General features: G+C 67.7%; 14 protein-coding genes. 4 read left to right on the top strand and 10 right to left on the bottom strand.

The window, feature by feature from the left end; genetic code table 11:
* The first annotated feature begins 49 nt into the window (after positions 1–49).
* Positions 50–682 carry a DUF937 domain-containing protein gene (locus RTX79_RS05965; RefSeq protein WP_312682640.1) on the top strand — a complete coding sequence of 211 codons (633 nt, stop codon included), beginning with the start codon at positions 50–52 and terminating at the stop codon, positions 680–682.
* Positions 683–838: 156 nt separating this feature from the next.
* Positions 839–3076, top strand: a complete 2238-nt coding sequence (gene katG, locus RTX79_RS05960; protein ID WP_312682637.1) for a catalase/peroxidase HPI — start codon at positions 839–841, stop codon at positions 3074–3076.
* A gap of 152 nt (positions 3077–3228) precedes the next feature.
* Here katG and RTX79_RS05955 read toward each other — a convergent pair whose 3' ends face one another.
* Complete coding sequence (locus tag RTX79_RS05955) at positions 3229–3636, bottom strand: RNA-binding S4 domain-containing protein (protein ID WP_312682752.1); 408 nt, start codon at positions 3634–3636, stop codon at positions 3229–3231.
* Positions 3637–3817: 181 nt separating this feature from the next.
* Between RTX79_RS05955 and RTX79_RS05950 the strand changes: the two genes are divergently transcribed.
* Positions 3818–5305, top strand: a complete 1488-nt coding sequence (locus RTX79_RS05950) for an MATE family efflux transporter (RefSeq protein ID WP_312682635.1) — start codon at positions 3818–3820, stop codon at positions 5303–5305.
* A gap of 76 nt (positions 5306–5381) precedes the next feature.
* Here RTX79_RS05950 and RTX79_RS05945 read toward each other — a convergent pair whose 3' ends face one another.
* The 8 genes from RTX79_RS05945 to ffh all read right to left on the bottom strand — a co-directional run bounded on the left by RTX79_RS05945 (position 5382) and on the right by ffh (position 11387).
* Positions 5382–5762: a DUF6404 family protein gene (locus tag RTX79_RS05945; RefSeq protein ID WP_312682634.1), complete on the bottom strand. Its 381-nt coding sequence runs from the start codon at positions 5760–5762 to the stop codon at positions 5382–5384.
* A gap of 88 nt (positions 5763–5850) precedes the next feature.
* Complete coding sequence (gene rplS, locus RTX79_RS05940) at positions 5851–6258, bottom strand: 50S ribosomal protein L19 (RefSeq protein ID WP_057509199.1); 408 nt, start codon at positions 6256–6258, stop codon at positions 5851–5853.
* A gap of 157 nt (positions 6259–6415) precedes the next feature.
* Positions 6416–7174 (bottom strand): tRNA (guanosine(37)-N1)-methyltransferase TrmD, encoded by a 759-nt coding sequence (gene trmD, locus RTX79_RS05935; RefSeq protein ID WP_312682631.1) that lies wholly within the window; start codon positions 7172–7174, stop codon positions 6416–6418.
* Positions 7174–7686, bottom strand: coding sequence for a ribosome maturation factor RimM (rimM, locus tag RTX79_RS05930; RefSeq protein ID WP_123700397.1), 513 nt, complete (start codon positions 7684–7686; stop codon positions 7174–7176). The genes trmD and rimM overlap by 1 nt, the downstream gene beginning before the upstream one ends.
* Before the next feature lie 43 nt (positions 7687–7729).
* Positions 7730–7990, bottom strand: coding sequence for a 30S ribosomal protein S16 (rpsP, locus tag RTX79_RS05925; protein ID WP_005415733.1), 261 nt, complete (start codon positions 7988–7990; stop codon positions 7730–7732).
* Positions 7991–8093: 103 nt separating this feature from the next.
* Positions 8094–8897 carry an aminotransferase class IV gene (locus RTX79_RS05920; RefSeq protein ID WP_428695962.1) on the bottom strand — a complete coding sequence of 268 codons (804 nt, stop codon included), beginning with the start codon at positions 8895–8897 and terminating at the stop codon, positions 8094–8096.
* Positions 8894–9967, bottom strand: a complete 1074-nt coding sequence (locus RTX79_RS05915; protein WP_312682628.1) for an NAD(P)H-dependent flavin oxidoreductase — start codon at positions 9965–9967, stop codon at positions 8894–8896. The genes RTX79_RS05920 and RTX79_RS05915 overlap by 4 nt, the downstream gene beginning before the upstream one ends.
* Before the next feature lie 43 nt (positions 9968–10010).
* Entirely contained in the window at positions 10011–11387 is a 1377-nt protein-coding gene (gene ffh / locus RTX79_RS05910; RefSeq protein WP_192083157.1) for a signal recognition particle protein, read from the bottom strand.
* Between the two features lie 120 nt (positions 11388–11507).
* Between ffh and RTX79_RS05905 the strand changes: the two genes are divergently transcribed.
* Complete coding sequence (locus RTX79_RS05905; protein WP_057509195.1) at positions 11508–12305, top strand: cytochrome C assembly family protein; 798 nt, start codon at positions 11508–11510, stop codon at positions 12303–12305.
* 151 nt (positions 12306–12456) lie between these two features.
* Here RTX79_RS05905 and radA read toward each other — a convergent pair whose 3' ends face one another.
* The gene (gene radA / locus RTX79_RS05900; protein WP_057509205.1) at positions 12457–13839 is read right to left on the bottom strand and encodes a DNA repair protein RadA; all 1383 of its coding nucleotides are present in this window, start codon (positions 13837–13839) and stop codon (positions 12457–12459) included.
* Positions 13840–14036 lie beyond the last annotated feature (197 nt).

Raw genomic sequence — 14036 nt, 5'->3', positions numbered from 1 at the left:
GCGGTTTCCGGCCTGAGCCGTACCCACCCCGAGCCGCAGGAGTTCCGCCATGAACACGCAGTCGCTCACCAGCTCCCTCCTCCAGCAGCTGCAGCAGGGCCCCGCCCTGCAGCAGGTGTCCCAGACCCTCGGCGTGGACAGCACCCAGGCCAGCCAGGCGATCCAGTCCGCGCTGCCGCTGCTGCTGGGCGCCATGGGCAACAACGCCAGCAACCCGCAGGGTGCACAGTCGCTGCTCAACGCGCTGCAGCGTGATCACCTGGGGGGCAGCCCGGCGGCGGCCGGCGGTGCGGCAGGCGGCTTCGACCTCGGCGGCCTGCTCGGCGCGGTGATGGGCGGTGCGGGTGGCCAGGCCACCAATGGCGCCGGCATCCTCGGCCATGTGTTCGGCGGGCAGAGTCCGCAGGCTGCGCAGCTGCTCGGCCAGAAGACCGGCCTGGACAGTGGCCGGTCGGGCCAGCTGCTGGCCCTGCTGGCGCCGATCGTGATGTCGTTTCTGGCCCAGAAATTCGCCCAGCAGGGCAACGCCGGCCAGCTCAGCCAGGCGCTTGGCCAGGAAGCGCAGGCCTCCGGCATGGCCGGCGGGGGCCTCGGCGCCCTGCTCGATCAGGACGGCGACGGGCAGTTTGGCCTCGGTGATGTCCTGAAAATCGGCGGTGGACTGCTCGGCAAGCGCCCCTGATTGGGCACGGCTGTCCAATCGTTCGGGACCATAGATTTCTACTATTGATCCGGTTGAGCGAATCGAATGTACGTTCCTGTGCACGGTGCTTACCGTGGAGGGGAACCTCGATTCACGTTCCCTATTAAACATTCGCCAGTACACAGGTAGAGACCCATGAAAAGCGAAGCGAAGTGCCCGTTCAACCACGCCGTCACCGGTGAAGGCACCACCAACCACGACTGGTGGCCCAAGCAGCTGCGCGTGGACCTGCTCAACCAGCATTCGTCGCGTTCCAATCCGCTGGATCCGCAGTTCGACTATGCCGCCGCGTTCAAGGGCCTGGACTACCAGGCACTGAAGAACGACCTCAAGGCGTTGATGACCGATTCGCAGGACTGGTGGCCGGCCGACTTCGGGCACTACGGTGGCCTGTTCGTGCGCATGGCCTGGCACAGCGCCGGCACCTACCGCATCGGCGATGGCCGCGGCGGCGGCGGGCGTGGGCAACAGCGTTTCGCCCCGCTCAACAGCTGGCCGGACAACGTCAGCCTGGACAAGGCGCGGCGCCTGCTGTGGCCGATCAAGCAGAAGTACGGCCAGGCCATTTCCTGGTCGGACCTGCTGATCCTCACCGGCAATGTCGCGCTGGAATCGATGGGCTTCAAGACGCTCGGCTTTGCCGGCGGTCGCCCCGATACCTGGGAACCGGACCAGGACGTGTACTGGGGCCGCGAGACCAGCTGGCTCGGCGGCGACGAACGCTACAAGCACGGTTCGGAAGGCGTGGAGAAGGCCGGCGGCGTGCTGGTATCCGATGACGACGCCGACGGCGACGTGCATTCGCGCAAGCTGGAAAACCCGCTGGCCGCCGTGCAGATGGGCCTGATCTACGTGAACCCGGAAGGCCCGGACGGCAACCCGGATCCGTTGCTGGCCGCCTTCGACATCCGCGATACCTTCGGCCGCATGGCGATGGACGACGAGGAAACCGTCGCGCTGATCGCCGGTGGCCACAGCTTCGGCAAGACCCACGGTGCAGGCCCGGCCGACAACGTTGGACCGGAGCCGGAAGCCGATGGGCTGGAACGCCAGGGCTTGGGCTGGAGCAACCGCTTCGGCAGCGGCAAGGGCGGTGACACCATCACCAGTGGCCTGGAAGTCACCTGGACGCGCACCCCGGCGCAGTGGAGCCACGACTTCTTCGAAAACCTGTTCAAGTTCGAGTGGGAGCTGACCAAGAGCCCGGCCGGTGCGCACCAGTGGGTGGCCAAGGATGCAGAGGCGGTGATTCCCGATGCACACGATCCGTCGAAGAAGCATCGCCCGACCATGCTCACCACCGATCTGTCGCTGCGCGTTGATCCGGCCTACGAAAAGATCTCGCGTCGCTTCCTGGCCGATCCGCAGGCCTTCGCCGATGCCTTCGCGCGCGCCTGGTTCAAGCTGACCCATCGCGACATGGGCCCGCGTGCCCGCTACCTGGGCCCGGAAATCCCGGCCGAAACCTTCATCTGGCAGGACCCGGTGCCGGCCGCCACACATCCGCTGGTGGACGCCAAGGACGTGGCCGCGCTGAAGCAGAAGATCGCCGCCAGCGGGCTGAGCGTGGCCGAACTGGTGTCCACTGCGTGGGCGTCGGCGTCGACCTTCCGTGGCGGTGACAAGCGCGGTGGCGCCAACGGGGCGCGCGTGCGCCTGGCCCCGCAGAAGGACTGGGCGGTCAACCAGCCGCAGCAGCTGGCCAAGGTGCTGGCCGCGCTGGAAAACGTGCAGGCCGACTTCAACGGCGCCGGTGGTGCCCAGGTGTCACTGGCTGACCTGATCGTGCTGGCCGGTGGCGTGGGTGTCGAGCAGGCGGCGAAGGCCGCTGGCCATGACATCAGCGTGCCGTTCACTCCCGGCCGCACCGATGCCAGCCAAGAACAGACCGACGTGGCGTCCTTCGCGGTGATGGAGCCGGCAGCCGATGGCTTCCGCAATTACCTCAGGGGCCGCTACAGCGTGCCCGCCGAAGCACTGCTGATCGACAAGGCCCAGCAGCTGACCCTGACCGCACCGGAACTGACCGCACTGGTCGGCGGCCTGCGCGTGCTGGGCGCCAACGTGGACGGTGGCAAGGACGGCGTACTGACCGATCGCGTCGGCACGCTGAGCAACGACTTCTTCGTCAACCTGCTGGACATGGGCACGCAGTGGAAGGCCGCCGGCGATGGCTACGAAGGCAGCAGCCGCAATGGCGGTGGCACGCGCTGGAGCGCCAGCCGCGCCGACCTGGTGTTCGGCTCCAACTCGGTGCTGCGTGCGGTGGCCGAGGTCTACGCCAGTGCCGATGGCCAGAAGAAGTTCGTGCAGGATTTCGTCGCCGCCTGGACGCGGGTGATGGAACTGGACCGCTACGACCTGCACGGCTGAGGTCGCAGCGCCTGACCGGGGCGGGGTTCCACCGCCCCGGGTGGGCTGCAGTGGGTCACGACTACCCTTGCTGGGTGACCACCGCCCTTGGTGGGTGACGACCGTCCTTGGTGGGTGACGACCGTTGGTCGTCACCGCCTTCCACCGCGCGCTCAAAGCGCGTCCAGATCCCCCAGCGCCCGGATCAACTTGCGCGCCCGCTTGTCCGGCTTGTGCTCCGGTGCCTTGTAGCCATCGCGCGCGGCAATGCGCACTGCCCGCTGTTCGGCACGACGCGCCTTGGATGCCTCGGTTTCCGCATACAGCTGCTGGGCCACGGGTGCCGGACCACGTTGGTCGCTCAACGCGGCAACCGCGATCTCGAAATGCTCTTCACCGCGCTCGATGGTCAGCTGCTCGCCGACCCGCACCGCACGCGAAGACTTCGGCCGCTGGCCGGACACGGCCACCTTGCCGGTTTCAATCGCCTGCTTGGCCAGGCTTCGGGTCTTGAAGAATCGTGCCGCCCACAACCAGATATCCAGGCGGACGCTGGGCTGCGGCAGGGAAAGCTCGGTCATCGACAGGGGTTGCTCCATCAGCAGTTCGGGGGGCACTTCTGATCAGGAGATGTGGCCGTGCACCGCGCAATCAAGCGTCGCCGCGACTGGGGTGCGGCCGCGGCCGGTGAATGATTCACCGGCACATCCTGCAGACCCGTCAGGTGCTAGTGTGCGCGCACGCCCGCATGATCTCCGACCCATGGCAAAAGCGCCGCTCGACCTCACTTCCGGCCCGATCGGGCGCAACCTGCTGCTGTTCTCGCTGCCGATCCTGGCGGGCAACATCGCGCAGTCGCTGAACGGCTCGGTCAACGCGGTCTGGGTCGGGCGTTTCCTCGGCGAAGCGGCACTGACCGCGACGGCCAACGCCAACAACATCATGTTCTTCCTGATCGGCTCGGTGTTCGGCATCGGGATGGCCTCGACCATCCTGATCGGCCAGGCGATGGGCGCCAAGGACATCGGCCAGGCCCGGCGGGTGATGGGCACCAGCGCGACCTTCTTCATCGGCCTGTCGGTGGTGATCGCGGTGGCCGGCTGGTTCCTCGCCCACCCGCTGCTGGCGGCGATGGGCACGCCGGCCGCGTCGCTGCCGCTGGCCGAGGCCTACCTGAAGGTCATCTTCCTGGCGATGCCTACGCTGTACGCGTTCGCTTTCCTGAGCGCGGCGATGCGCGGCGCGGGCGATTCGCGTACCCCGTTCCGCTTCCTGCTGGTGTCCGTCGCACTGGATATCGTGTTCAACCCGCTGCTGATCTTCGGCCTGGGCCCGCTGCCGGAACTGGGCATTGCCGGTGCCGCGTGGGCCACGCTGATCGCGCAGACGCTATCGCTGATCGCGCTGCTGCTGTACATGCGCCACAAGCGCCACGTGCTGTGGCTGGGGCGCAAGGACATGGCGCTGTTCAAGGTCGATCTGCCGATCCTCAAGGCGCTGGTGATGAAGGGTGTGCCGATGGGCCTGCAGATGGTGCTGATCTCGCTGTCGATGATCATGCTGATGACCATGGTCAACCAGTACGGCACCGATACGGCCGCCGCCTACGGTGCATCGTTGCAGTTGTGGACCTACGTGCAGATGCCGGCGATGGCGATCGGTGCGGCGTGTTCGTCGATGGCCGCGCAGAATGTCGGCGCGCAACTGTGGGGCCGCGTGCGGGCCACCGCGCGCCAGGGCGTGCTGTTCAATTTCCTGCTGACCGGCGTGCTGATCGCGCCGTTGATCCTGCTTGACCGCTACACGCTGGCGCTGTTCCTGCCCGATGGCAGCCAGGCGCTGCAGGCGGCACGGCATCTCAACCACATCGCGGTGTGGTCGTTCCTGTTCTTCGGCGTCAGCTTCGTGATCTCCGGCGTGGTGCGCTCCACCGGCGCGGTGCTGGCGCCGCTGCTGATCCTGGCCGGGTCGCTGTGGGGCGTACGGGTGCCCTTTGCCGAACTGCTGCAGCCCTACCTGGGCGTGGATGCGATCTGGTGGAGTTTCCCGGCCAGCTCACTGGTGTCGATGCTGCTGTCGCTGGCCTATTACCGCTGGGGCGGATGGCGCAAGGCCAAGATGCTGGACAGCCCCGCGCACGGCACGCCGGCCGAAGTCCCGGCCAGTCCGCCTTCGCCGGTGGCCGATCCGGATGCCGCGCTGGAAATCGCCGCACCGGCAGCGGTATCGCCGGCCGCACCGCCGCGCTGAGGCTGCCCGCGGGCGTCCACGTCCCGCTGCGCTCGCCGACCATGGGTCGGCGCTACCGAACGCTGTACGGCTGGCGTCAGGGCGCGATGTCTTTCCACAGCGGCAGGCCCAGGCGCTGCCGCTGGTAACGCAGCATGACCGCCATCAGCACGCCGAACGCCAATCCGGCCAGCACGGCCGTGGTGACCATGCCCAGCCCGGTCATGCCGGTACTGCGCCACAGCATCAGCCACATCACCGTGCCCCAGCCGATGCCAAACCACGCACCGGTGGTCAGTACATTGGTGGCGAAGCCGGTCAGGATCGGGGGCGCAACGCCCCAGCCCAGCCGCCAGAACAGGCGGTACAGCGGCGGCGCGGACATCGAGCGTTTCACGCCAGCGGCGTCCAGCTGCTGCAGCGCGTGGCGCACCTGTGGAGGATAGCGTTCGGAAATCGGGGGACTAGACGTATTCATCCCCGGAACATAGCCGCTGCGCGGGCGCAAACGCAAACGGCCGCCCGAAGGCGGCCGTTGCGGCGACAACCGGAGTTGTCGGCAGGTATTACTGGGCAGCCTTGGCAGCCAGACGGGCGATCTTCGCCTGTGCAGCAGCAGCCAGATCTTCCTTGATGCGGGCAGCCTTGCCTTCCAGGCCACGCAGGTAGTACAGCTTGCCGGCGCGGACCTTACCACGACGCTTCACTTCGACCGAGTCGATGATGGCGCTGTGGGTCTGGAAGACGCGCTCGACGCCGTAGCCGTGCGAGATCTTGCGCACGGTGAACGAGGAGTTCAGGCCGCCGTTCTTGGTCGCGATCACAACGCCTTCGTAGGCCTGGACGCGCTCACGGTTGCCTTCCTTCACCTTCACGTTCACGACGATGGTGTCGCCCTGGCTGAACTTCGGCAGTTCGCGGGTGATCTGGGCGGCTTCGAAGTCCGCGAGAATGGTTTTGTTCAGCTTGCTCATGGGTTACACCGATTCATATGTTCGGGTGGGCGTGTCATTCGACAGCGTAGGGCTCATGCGGTCACTGGACTGTGCCGCACGTTTATTATGTATGGAGCACATCGACCAGTACGGGCGATGGTAATTCGCAATCATATCCCAATACGGGACGCCCTTGCTAGGGGGTCTTGTCGCTTTCCAGTCCGTCCCGGGCCTGCGCCAGCAGCTTCCGGTCGGCCTTGTCCAGGGTGGACTCGTCCAGCAGTTCCGGCCGTCGCTGCCAGGTCCGCAGCAGCGACTGCTGCCTGCGCCAGTTGGCGATGGCGGCATGGTTGCCCGAACGCAGCACATCCGGCACGTCGCCCAGCGGATGCTGGGCAGGCTGGCTGAAATGCGGGCAATCGAGCAGCCCCAGCTCCCCTTCGAAGCTGTCCTGGGCGGCGGATTCGGCGTCGTTCAACGCGCCTTCCTGCAGCCTGGCGACGGCGTCGATGATCACCGCCGCACCCAGCTCTCCGCCGGACAGCACGTAGTCGCCGAGGGAAATTTCCTCGTCGACCGCGCCGGCCAGGAAGCGCTCGTCGATGCCTTCGTAACGGCCGCAGAGCAGGATCATGCGCGGCAGTGCCGCCAGTTCGCGCACCTTGGCCTGGGTCAACGGGCGCCCCTGCGGACTCAGGTAGATCACCGGCGCCGGGGTCGGGTCCGCCGCGCGAACCGCGGACAGGCAGGCCTGCAGCGGTTCGATCAGCATCACCATGCCCGGCCCGCCGCCGAACGGACGATCGTCCACGCGACGGTAGTTGCCTTCGGCGTAATCACGCGGGTTCCAGCCGTGCAGGCTGAACAACGCTTTTTCCTGCGCCCGGCCGACCACGCCCAGTCCGGCGGACTGGGCAAGGAATTCCGGGAACAGGGTGATGACGTCGAACCGCATCAGAAGTCAGGATCCCAGTCGACGATCACCAGGTTGGCATCGAAGTCCACGGACTTGACGAACTCCGGCTGCACGAACGGAATCATCCGCTCACGGTCGCCGCGGGTGACCAGCACGTCGTTGGAACCGGTGGAGAACAGGTGCGACACCTGGCCCAGCGATACCCCGTCGACGGTCTTGACGTCCAGGCCTTCCAGGTCGACCCAGTAGTACTCGTCCGGCTTCGGCGGCGGCAGCGAACTGCGTGCCACGTAGACCTCGGTACCGCGCATGGCCTCGACCACGTCGCGGTCATCCACGTCCGGGAACCGGGCAATCAGGTGCTTGCCGGTATCGCGGCCGCGGACGCCGGAAACCGTGGATTCCTGCCCCGAGGGGCTGACCACGATCCACGGCTGGTAATTGAAGATGGCAGAACGCGGCTCGGTCCAGGACTCGAGCTTGAGTTCGCCGCGCACACCAAAAGCGCCGGCAACCCTGCCCAGCAGGATCCGGCGCTCGATATCTTTCATCTGCGTATGCCAGATGGGCCGCGACGGGCGCGGCCCTTCAAGATCAGGCCGCAGCGGCCTGGGACTTGGTCGCTTCCTTGATCAGGTTGCGGACCTTGTCGGTCGGCTGGGCGCCGTTCTTGACCCAATGGTCAACGCGGGCCAGGTCCAGCTCGATGCGCTTCTCGGCACCCTGTGCAACCGGGTTGTAGAAACCGACGCGCTCGATGTTGCGGCCGTCGCGGGCGCTACGGACGTCGGTCACGATGATGTGGTAGAACGGACGCTTCTTGGCGCCGCCGCGGGTCAGTCGAATCTTGACCATGATGTATTTTCCTATGTAACCCAGTCGCCAGGATGGCGCGGTAAGCCGACGATTATAGCGGCAGGTTCGGCCCAAGCCAACCCCAGCCTGCCTTTCCGGCCCTTCACGCCCGCAGCGGCTGCCACGGCACCCCGGCCATCACCGCCCTGCCCTGCCCCGCCAGCGCTTCGGATCCTGCCAGCGCGCGGCCATCAATGGCCGCCAGCGGCCAGATACCGCTGGCATTGCAGGCAAATGCCGCCTGCATTGCGTCCAGCTCCACTGAGTCGACCGCCCTCACCACCTGCGGCTGCTCCCAATGCTGCCGCAGCAGCGCCTCGGCGGTACCACGCAGCGCCGGGGCCTGCGGCCATACCAGCTGCTGCCCATCGTGCAGTGCGATATTCCAGGTGCTGCCTTCACTGACCAGACCTTCCGCGGTCAGGAACAGCGCGTCGTCGAAGCCGGCGGCCATCGCCTCGCGCCGTTGCTGGAACAGGCCGAAGGTACCCACGTGCTTGATCGCCGGCAGGTCGCGCTGATACCGCACGCTGCAGACAGCGCGCGCAGCGCTGAGCCGCACGGGCGCGGACACCGCCACCAGCACGTCCGCAGCCACAGTGGCGAGCGGGGCGCGGAAATCAAAAGCGCGGGAAAACACCGTCACCCGCAGCGATGCATCGGCCACGCCGGCCTGCTGCAGCGCCTGCGCCATCCAGCGCTGCACCTGGCCCTCATCCAGCACGCTGCCGAACAGCGCCTGGGTTGCATGGGCCAGGCGCTGCAGGTGCAGGTCCAGGCCCTGCACCGCATGGCCGCGCACCTGCAGCGAAGTGAAGTGGCCGTAGTTGACCAGCGCCGCGCCCAACGCCGCCGCATCGGCCGGCTGGCCATTGCAGAACAGCGCGCTGCTGCCCGTCGCGCTCACAGGCGCGCCTGCGCGTCCTGCCACCAGCGCTGCAGCACGGCAGCGGCCGGTTCGGCAGGCGCCATCCACGCCGACTGCCCGGCCCAGGCCTGCATCGAAGCCAATCGGTTCTCGCGCGCAGCCTGCGAACGCATCGCAGCGGTCAGCCCGCGCTGCACCGGGTACGGCCGCGGCGGCGGCGCATCGGCGGCGGCCGCAGCACGGACGTAATCGGTGGCCAGCCCGCGTCCCAGCCGGCCACTGAAGGCACGCGTGGGCCAGGTGTCTTCCGGTTCACTGGCCGCCAGCGCGTCTGCCCATGCCGGCGCGATCGCCGCCTCCGGGGTCCGCAGGAACGCGGTGCCGATCTGCACTGCGCTGGCGCCCAGGGTCAGCGCGGCGGCGATGCCGCGGCCGTCGGCGATACCGCCTGCGGCGATCACCGGGATATCCAGATGGTCGACCAGTCGCGGCAACAACGAGAACAGGCCCACCAGCTGGCGCTCGGCCTGCGCCGGATCAAACGCGCCGCGGTGTCCACCGGCTTCGAAGCCCTGCGCCACCACCGCATCGGCACCGGCCGCCTGCGCCTCACGCGCTTCAGCCAGGGTGGTCGCACACGCGATCCAGGCAATGCCGGCCTGCTTCAACTGCTGCACCTGGCCCTCGCCGAGCACGCCCATGATGGTGGACAGCACGGCCGGACGCGCGGCCAGCACGGCGTTGAACTGATCATCGAAGTCGGCCGGACCGGCATCGCCGGCACTGGCCGGCACCTCCGGCCCCCACTGCGCCAGCAGCGCGCGGGTCGCCGCTTCGGATTGCGCATCGCGCAGCGCAGGGGCGTCGGGAATCCACAGGTTCACCTGCGCCGGGCCGCTGCTGCGGTTGCGGAAGTCATCCATCCAGCGACCGATATCGGCCGCCGGGGAGAGCACGGCGCCCATCGCCCCCATGCTGCCGGCGGTGGCCAGCGCCGCCGACAGCGGCACCGGACAGGCGCCGGCCATCGGCGCCAGCAGGATCGGCAGCTGCAGGTTGAAGCGCTGGCAGAAGCGTTCTACGCGGCCGGCAGTTCCATCATCACGCATGCATCGAGCCTCTTTTCAGGAGTCCGTGCGGGGCCATCCGGCATCAGCGGAACGGCAGGCCGCGGCCGCCCATGGCGCCCATCATGCCCTTCATGCTGCGCATCATGCCCTTCATGCCGCCGCCGGCCATCTTGCTCATCATCTTTTCCATCTGCATGTACTGCTTCATCAGCTTGTTGACGTCGGCCGGCTGGGTGCCCGAACCGCGCGCGATGCGCGCACGGCGCGACCCATTGAGCAGGCCCGGATTGCGCCGTTCCTTCTTGGTCATCGAACTGATGATGGCGATCATGCGCGGCACTTCCTTGCCCTGGCTGACCTGCGCCTTGAGGTGCTCGGGGATCTGCCCCAGACCAGGCAGCTTGTCCATCAGGCCACCGATGCCGCCCATGTTCTGCATCTGTTCCAGCTGGTCGCGCATGTCGTTCAGATCGAACTTCTTGCCCTTGGCGACCTTCTCGGCCAGCTTCTGCGCCTTGTCCTTGTCGACCTGCTGCTCGACCTGCTCCACCAGCGACAGCACGTCGCCCATGTCCAGGATGCGGCTGGCGATACGGTCCGGATGGAACACATCCAGGCCGTCCGGCTTTTCGCTGACACCGACGAACTTGATCGGCTTGCCGGTGATGTAACGCACGCTCAGCGCGGCACCACCACGGGCGTCACCGTCGGTCTTGGTCAGCACCACGCCGGTCAGCGGCAGGGCATCGCCGAAGGCCTTGGCGGTGTTGGCCGCGTCCTGGCCGGTCATCGCATCGACCACGAACAGGGTTTCGGCCGGGTTGACCGCCGCGTGCAGGGCCTTGATCTCGGCCATCATCGCTTCGTCGATCGCCAAGCGGCCGGCGGTATCGACGATCAGCACGTCCACGAAGGACTTGCGGGCGTCATCGATCGCCGCGCGCACGATGGCTTCCGGCTTCTGGTCGGCGCTGGAGGCGAAGAACAGCACGCCGACCTGTTCGGCCAGCGTCTTCAGCTGCTCGATCGCGGCCGGACGGTAGACGTCGGCCGACACCACCATCACCTTTTTCTTGCGCTTTTCCTTCAGGTGCTTGGCAAGCTTGCCCACCGTGGTGGTCTTGCCCGCACCCTGCAGGCCGGCCATCAGGATGATCGCCGGGGCCGGCACGTTGAGGTTCAGGTCGCTGGCTTCAGCGCCCATCACGTTGGTCAGCTCATCGCGGACGACCTTGATCAGGGCCTGGCCCGGGGTCAGCGACTTCAGCACTTCCTGGCCGACCGCACGCTCCTTGATGCGTTCGATCAGCGCCTGCACCACCGGCAGGGCGACGTCGGCTTCCAGCAGCGCGATGCGCACCTCGCGGGTGGCGTCGCGGATGTTTTCCTCGGTCAGGCGGCCGCGGCCGCGCAGGCGCTCGATGGTGCCGGAAAGGCGCTGGGTCAGGGACTCGAACATGCGATGCAACCTGTCTGGAACGGGGGACAATGAGGCAGACAGTATAGCCGGTCGCCCCGGCGACCCGGGCGCGCGCGATGGGCCGTCGCCACTGCGTTGGGGGTGTGCGAAACTTCTACGATGACAATCGTTCTCATCGCAGCCCTACTCTACCTGACCGCCACCGCCCTGCTGGTGCGCGCGGTCGGCAGCGATGCGCCCCGCCCGGGCCGCGGCTGGCTGGCCGCGGCGGTGCCGGCGATGCTGCTGCACGCCGGCTACCACGTACAGGTGGCGCTGCAGAACGCCGGTGGGCCGGACATGCACTTCTTCGCCGCGCTGTCGCTGGTGGGCCTGGGCATGGCCGGCCTGACCTCGCTGGTCGGCGCGCGTGGCCGCATGGCCGCACTCGGCGTGGTGGTGTTTCCGCTGGCGGTGGTGCTGTTGGCCGCCTACCACGGCTATGGGCATGAGCCCAGCAAGGAGCTGGGCTGGCGGCTGGCCACCCACGCCTGGCTGGCGCTGCTGTCCTACGCCACGCTGAGCATCGCCGCGCTGCTGGCGATCATGCAGTGGCTGCAGGAACGCGCCCTGCGCCGCCGCGAATTCCGTCCCTGGCTGCGTGCCCTGCCGCCGCTGGCGGACCTGGAATCGCTGCTGTTCCGGGTGATCACCGTCGGCTTCTTCCTGTTGACCCTGACGCTGGTGACCGGCGTGCTGTTCGTCGATGACCTGCTGGCGCAGAAACTGGTGCACAAGACCGTGCTCAGCGTGCTGTCGTGGGTCGTGTTCGGCGTGCTGCTGATCGGCCGCCGTCGTTACGGCTGGCGCGGGCTGAAGGCCGTGCACTGGACCCTGAGCGCGATGCTGTTGCTGCTGCTGGCGTTCTTCGGCAGCCAGTTCGTGATCGAACTGGTCTTCGGGCATACGACCCGGTAAAAACGGCGGGTCGTATGCGCACGCATACTGATCCTGATCCTGATCCTGATCCTGATCCGGAACCGGTAGCGCCGAGCCGTGCTCGGCGGAGCTCGGCGGACACGCCCGCCACGTTCGGGAAAGCCGCCGGGCGTGGCTCGGCGCGCTGCCGCTACTGCGCAGCCGCTTCCAGCGCCTCGGACAGGCGCTCGACCGCGATCACTTCCATGCCTTTGACCGTGCCGCCCTTGGGCGCGTTGGCCTTGGGCACGATCGCGCGCTTGAAGCCATGGGTGGCCGCTTCGCGCAGGCGGTCCTCGCCGTTGGGGACCGGGCGGATTTCGCCGGACAGCCCCACTTCGCCGAAGGCGATCGTCTTCTCCGCCAGCGCGCGGTCCTGCAGCGATGACAGCACCGCCAGCAACACCGGCAGATCCGCCGCGGTTTCCTGCACGCGGATGCCGCCGACCACGTTGACGAACACGTCCTGGTCGCCGACCAGCACCCCGCCATGGCGATGCAGCACCGCCAGCAGCATCGCCAGCCGGTTCTGTTCCAGGCCCACCGCCACGCGGCGCGGGTTGGACAGCGGCGAGGCGTCCACCAGCGCCTGCACCTCCACCAGCAACGGCCGCGTGCCCTCGCGGGTGACCATCACGCAGGATCCCGGCTGGCGCGTGCTGCCGCCGGACAGGAAGATCGCCGAAGGGTTGGAGACCTCTTTCAGGCCCTTGTCGCCCATCGCGAACACGCCCAGTTCGTTGACCGCACCGAAGCGGTTCTTGAACGCGCGCAGCAGGCGGAAGCGGCTGCCGCTCTCGCCTTCGAAGTACAGCACCGCATCGACCATGTGCTCCAGCACGCGCGGGCCGGCGATGCCGCCTTCCTTGGTCACATGGCCGACCAGGAACACCGCGGTGCCGGTTTCCTTGGCAAAGCGCACCAGCCGCGCGGCGCTTTCGCGCACCTGGCTGACCGAACCCGGCGCGGCGGTCAGCGATTCGGTCCACAGGGTCTGGATGGAGTCGGCCACGATCAGCCGCGGCTTGGCCTTGCCGGCATGCTGCAGGATGGTCTCCACGCAGGTTTCGGCCAGCGCGTTGACGCCTTCCAGCGGCAGTTCCAGGCGGTGCGCGCGACCGGCCACCTGGGCCAGCGATTCCTCGCCGGTGACGTACAGCACAGGCAGTTCGGCCGCCATCAGGGCCACCGCCTGCAGCAGCAGGGTCGACTTGCCGATGCCCGGGTCACCGCCGACCAGCACCACCGCGCCCTCCACCAGGCCACCGCCGAGCACCCGGTCGAACTCGCCGATGCGGGTGGTGACGCGGATGTGGTCGGTCTGCGCCACGTCCTTCAATGCGGTGACCTTGGGCGGATCGATCTTGCCGGCCCAGCCACTGCGCCGGGAGGCCGGGGCGCCGGCGGCGGCCGCGCTTTCCACGACGATTTCCGACAGCGTGTCCCAGGCCTTGCACTCGGTGCACTGGCCCTGCCATTTGCTGTAGTCGGCGCCACATTCGCTGCAGACGTAGGCGGTGCGGCTCTTGGCCATGATCATTCCGGTTGCGCGTTGGATGGGGAGCATAGCCGAGCCCCGTCGCAACCGCTGCGACCGGCCATGGCGGTCGGGGACGGGGGATGGGGGACGGGGGACGGGGCCGGCAGCGTGATGTTCCGCTCAGGTTCGGGACCGAACGGCCGATACCATGTGCGCCGCCCTGCGCGCCCTCTCATTTTCCAAGGATTTCC

The organism is Stenotrophomonas chelatiphaga, from assembly GCF_032054965.1.
In the GTDB taxonomy this organism is placed as follows: Bacteria; Pseudomonadota; Gammaproteobacteria; order Xanthomonadales; family Xanthomonadaceae; genus Stenotrophomonas; species Stenotrophomonas chelatiphaga.
Note: the sequence above shows the minus strand (reverse complement) of the source record. Positions and strands in the feature narration are given on the sequence as shown.

What these genes read in the sequence shown, in the direction of transcription:
- RTX79_RS05945 (WP_312682634.1), bottom strand. Translation starts at nt 5,762, where the DNA reads ATGAATACGTCTAGTCCCCCGATTTCCGAACGCTATCCTCCACAGGTG.
- trmD (WP_312682631.1), bottom strand. Translation starts at nt 7,174, where the DNA reads ATGCGGTTCGACGTCATCACCCTGTTCCCGGAATTCCTTGCCCAGTCC.
- rpsP (WP_005415733.1), bottom strand. Translation starts at nt 7,990, where the DNA reads ATGGTCAAGATTCGACTGACCCGCGGCGGCGCCAAGAAGCGTCCGTTC.
- RTX79_RS05905 (WP_057509195.1), top strand. Translation starts at nt 11,508, where the DNA reads ATGACAATCGTTCTCATCGCAGCCCTACTCTACCTGACCGCCACCGCC.
- RTX79_RS05915 (WP_312682628.1), bottom strand. Translation starts at nt 9,967, where the DNA reads ATGCGTGATGATGGAACTGCCGGCCGCGTAGAACGCTTCTGCCAGCGC.
- radA (WP_057509205.1), bottom strand. Translation starts at nt 13,839, where the DNA reads ATGGCCAAGAGCCGCACCGCCTACGTCTGCAGCGAATGTGGCGCCGAC.
- RTX79_RS05965 (WP_312682640.1), top strand. Translation starts at nt 50, where the DNA reads ATGAACACGCAGTCGCTCACCAGCTCCCTCCTCCAGCAGCTGCAGCAG.
- katG (WP_312682637.1), top strand. Translation starts at nt 839, where the DNA reads ATGAAAAGCGAAGCGAAGTGCCCGTTCAACCACGCCGTCACCGGTGAA.
- rimM (WP_123700397.1), bottom strand. Translation starts at nt 7,686, where the DNA reads ATGAAAGATATCGAGCGCCGGATCCTGCTGGGCAGGGTTGCCGGCGCT.
- ffh (WP_192083157.1), bottom strand. Translation starts at nt 11,387, where the DNA reads ATGTTCGAGTCCCTGACCCAGCGCCTTTCCGGCACCATCGAGCGCCTG.
- RTX79_RS05955 (WP_312682752.1), bottom strand. Translation starts at nt 3,636, where the DNA reads ATGACCGAGCTTTCCCTGCCGCAGCCCAGCGTCCGCCTGGATATCTGG.
- RTX79_RS05950 (WP_312682635.1), top strand. Translation starts at nt 3,818, where the DNA reads ATGGCAAAAGCGCCGCTCGACCTCACTTCCGGCCCGATCGGGCGCAAC.
- rplS (WP_057509199.1), bottom strand. Translation starts at nt 6,258, where the DNA reads ATGAGCAAGCTGAACAAAACCATTCTCGCGGACTTCGAAGCCGCCCAG.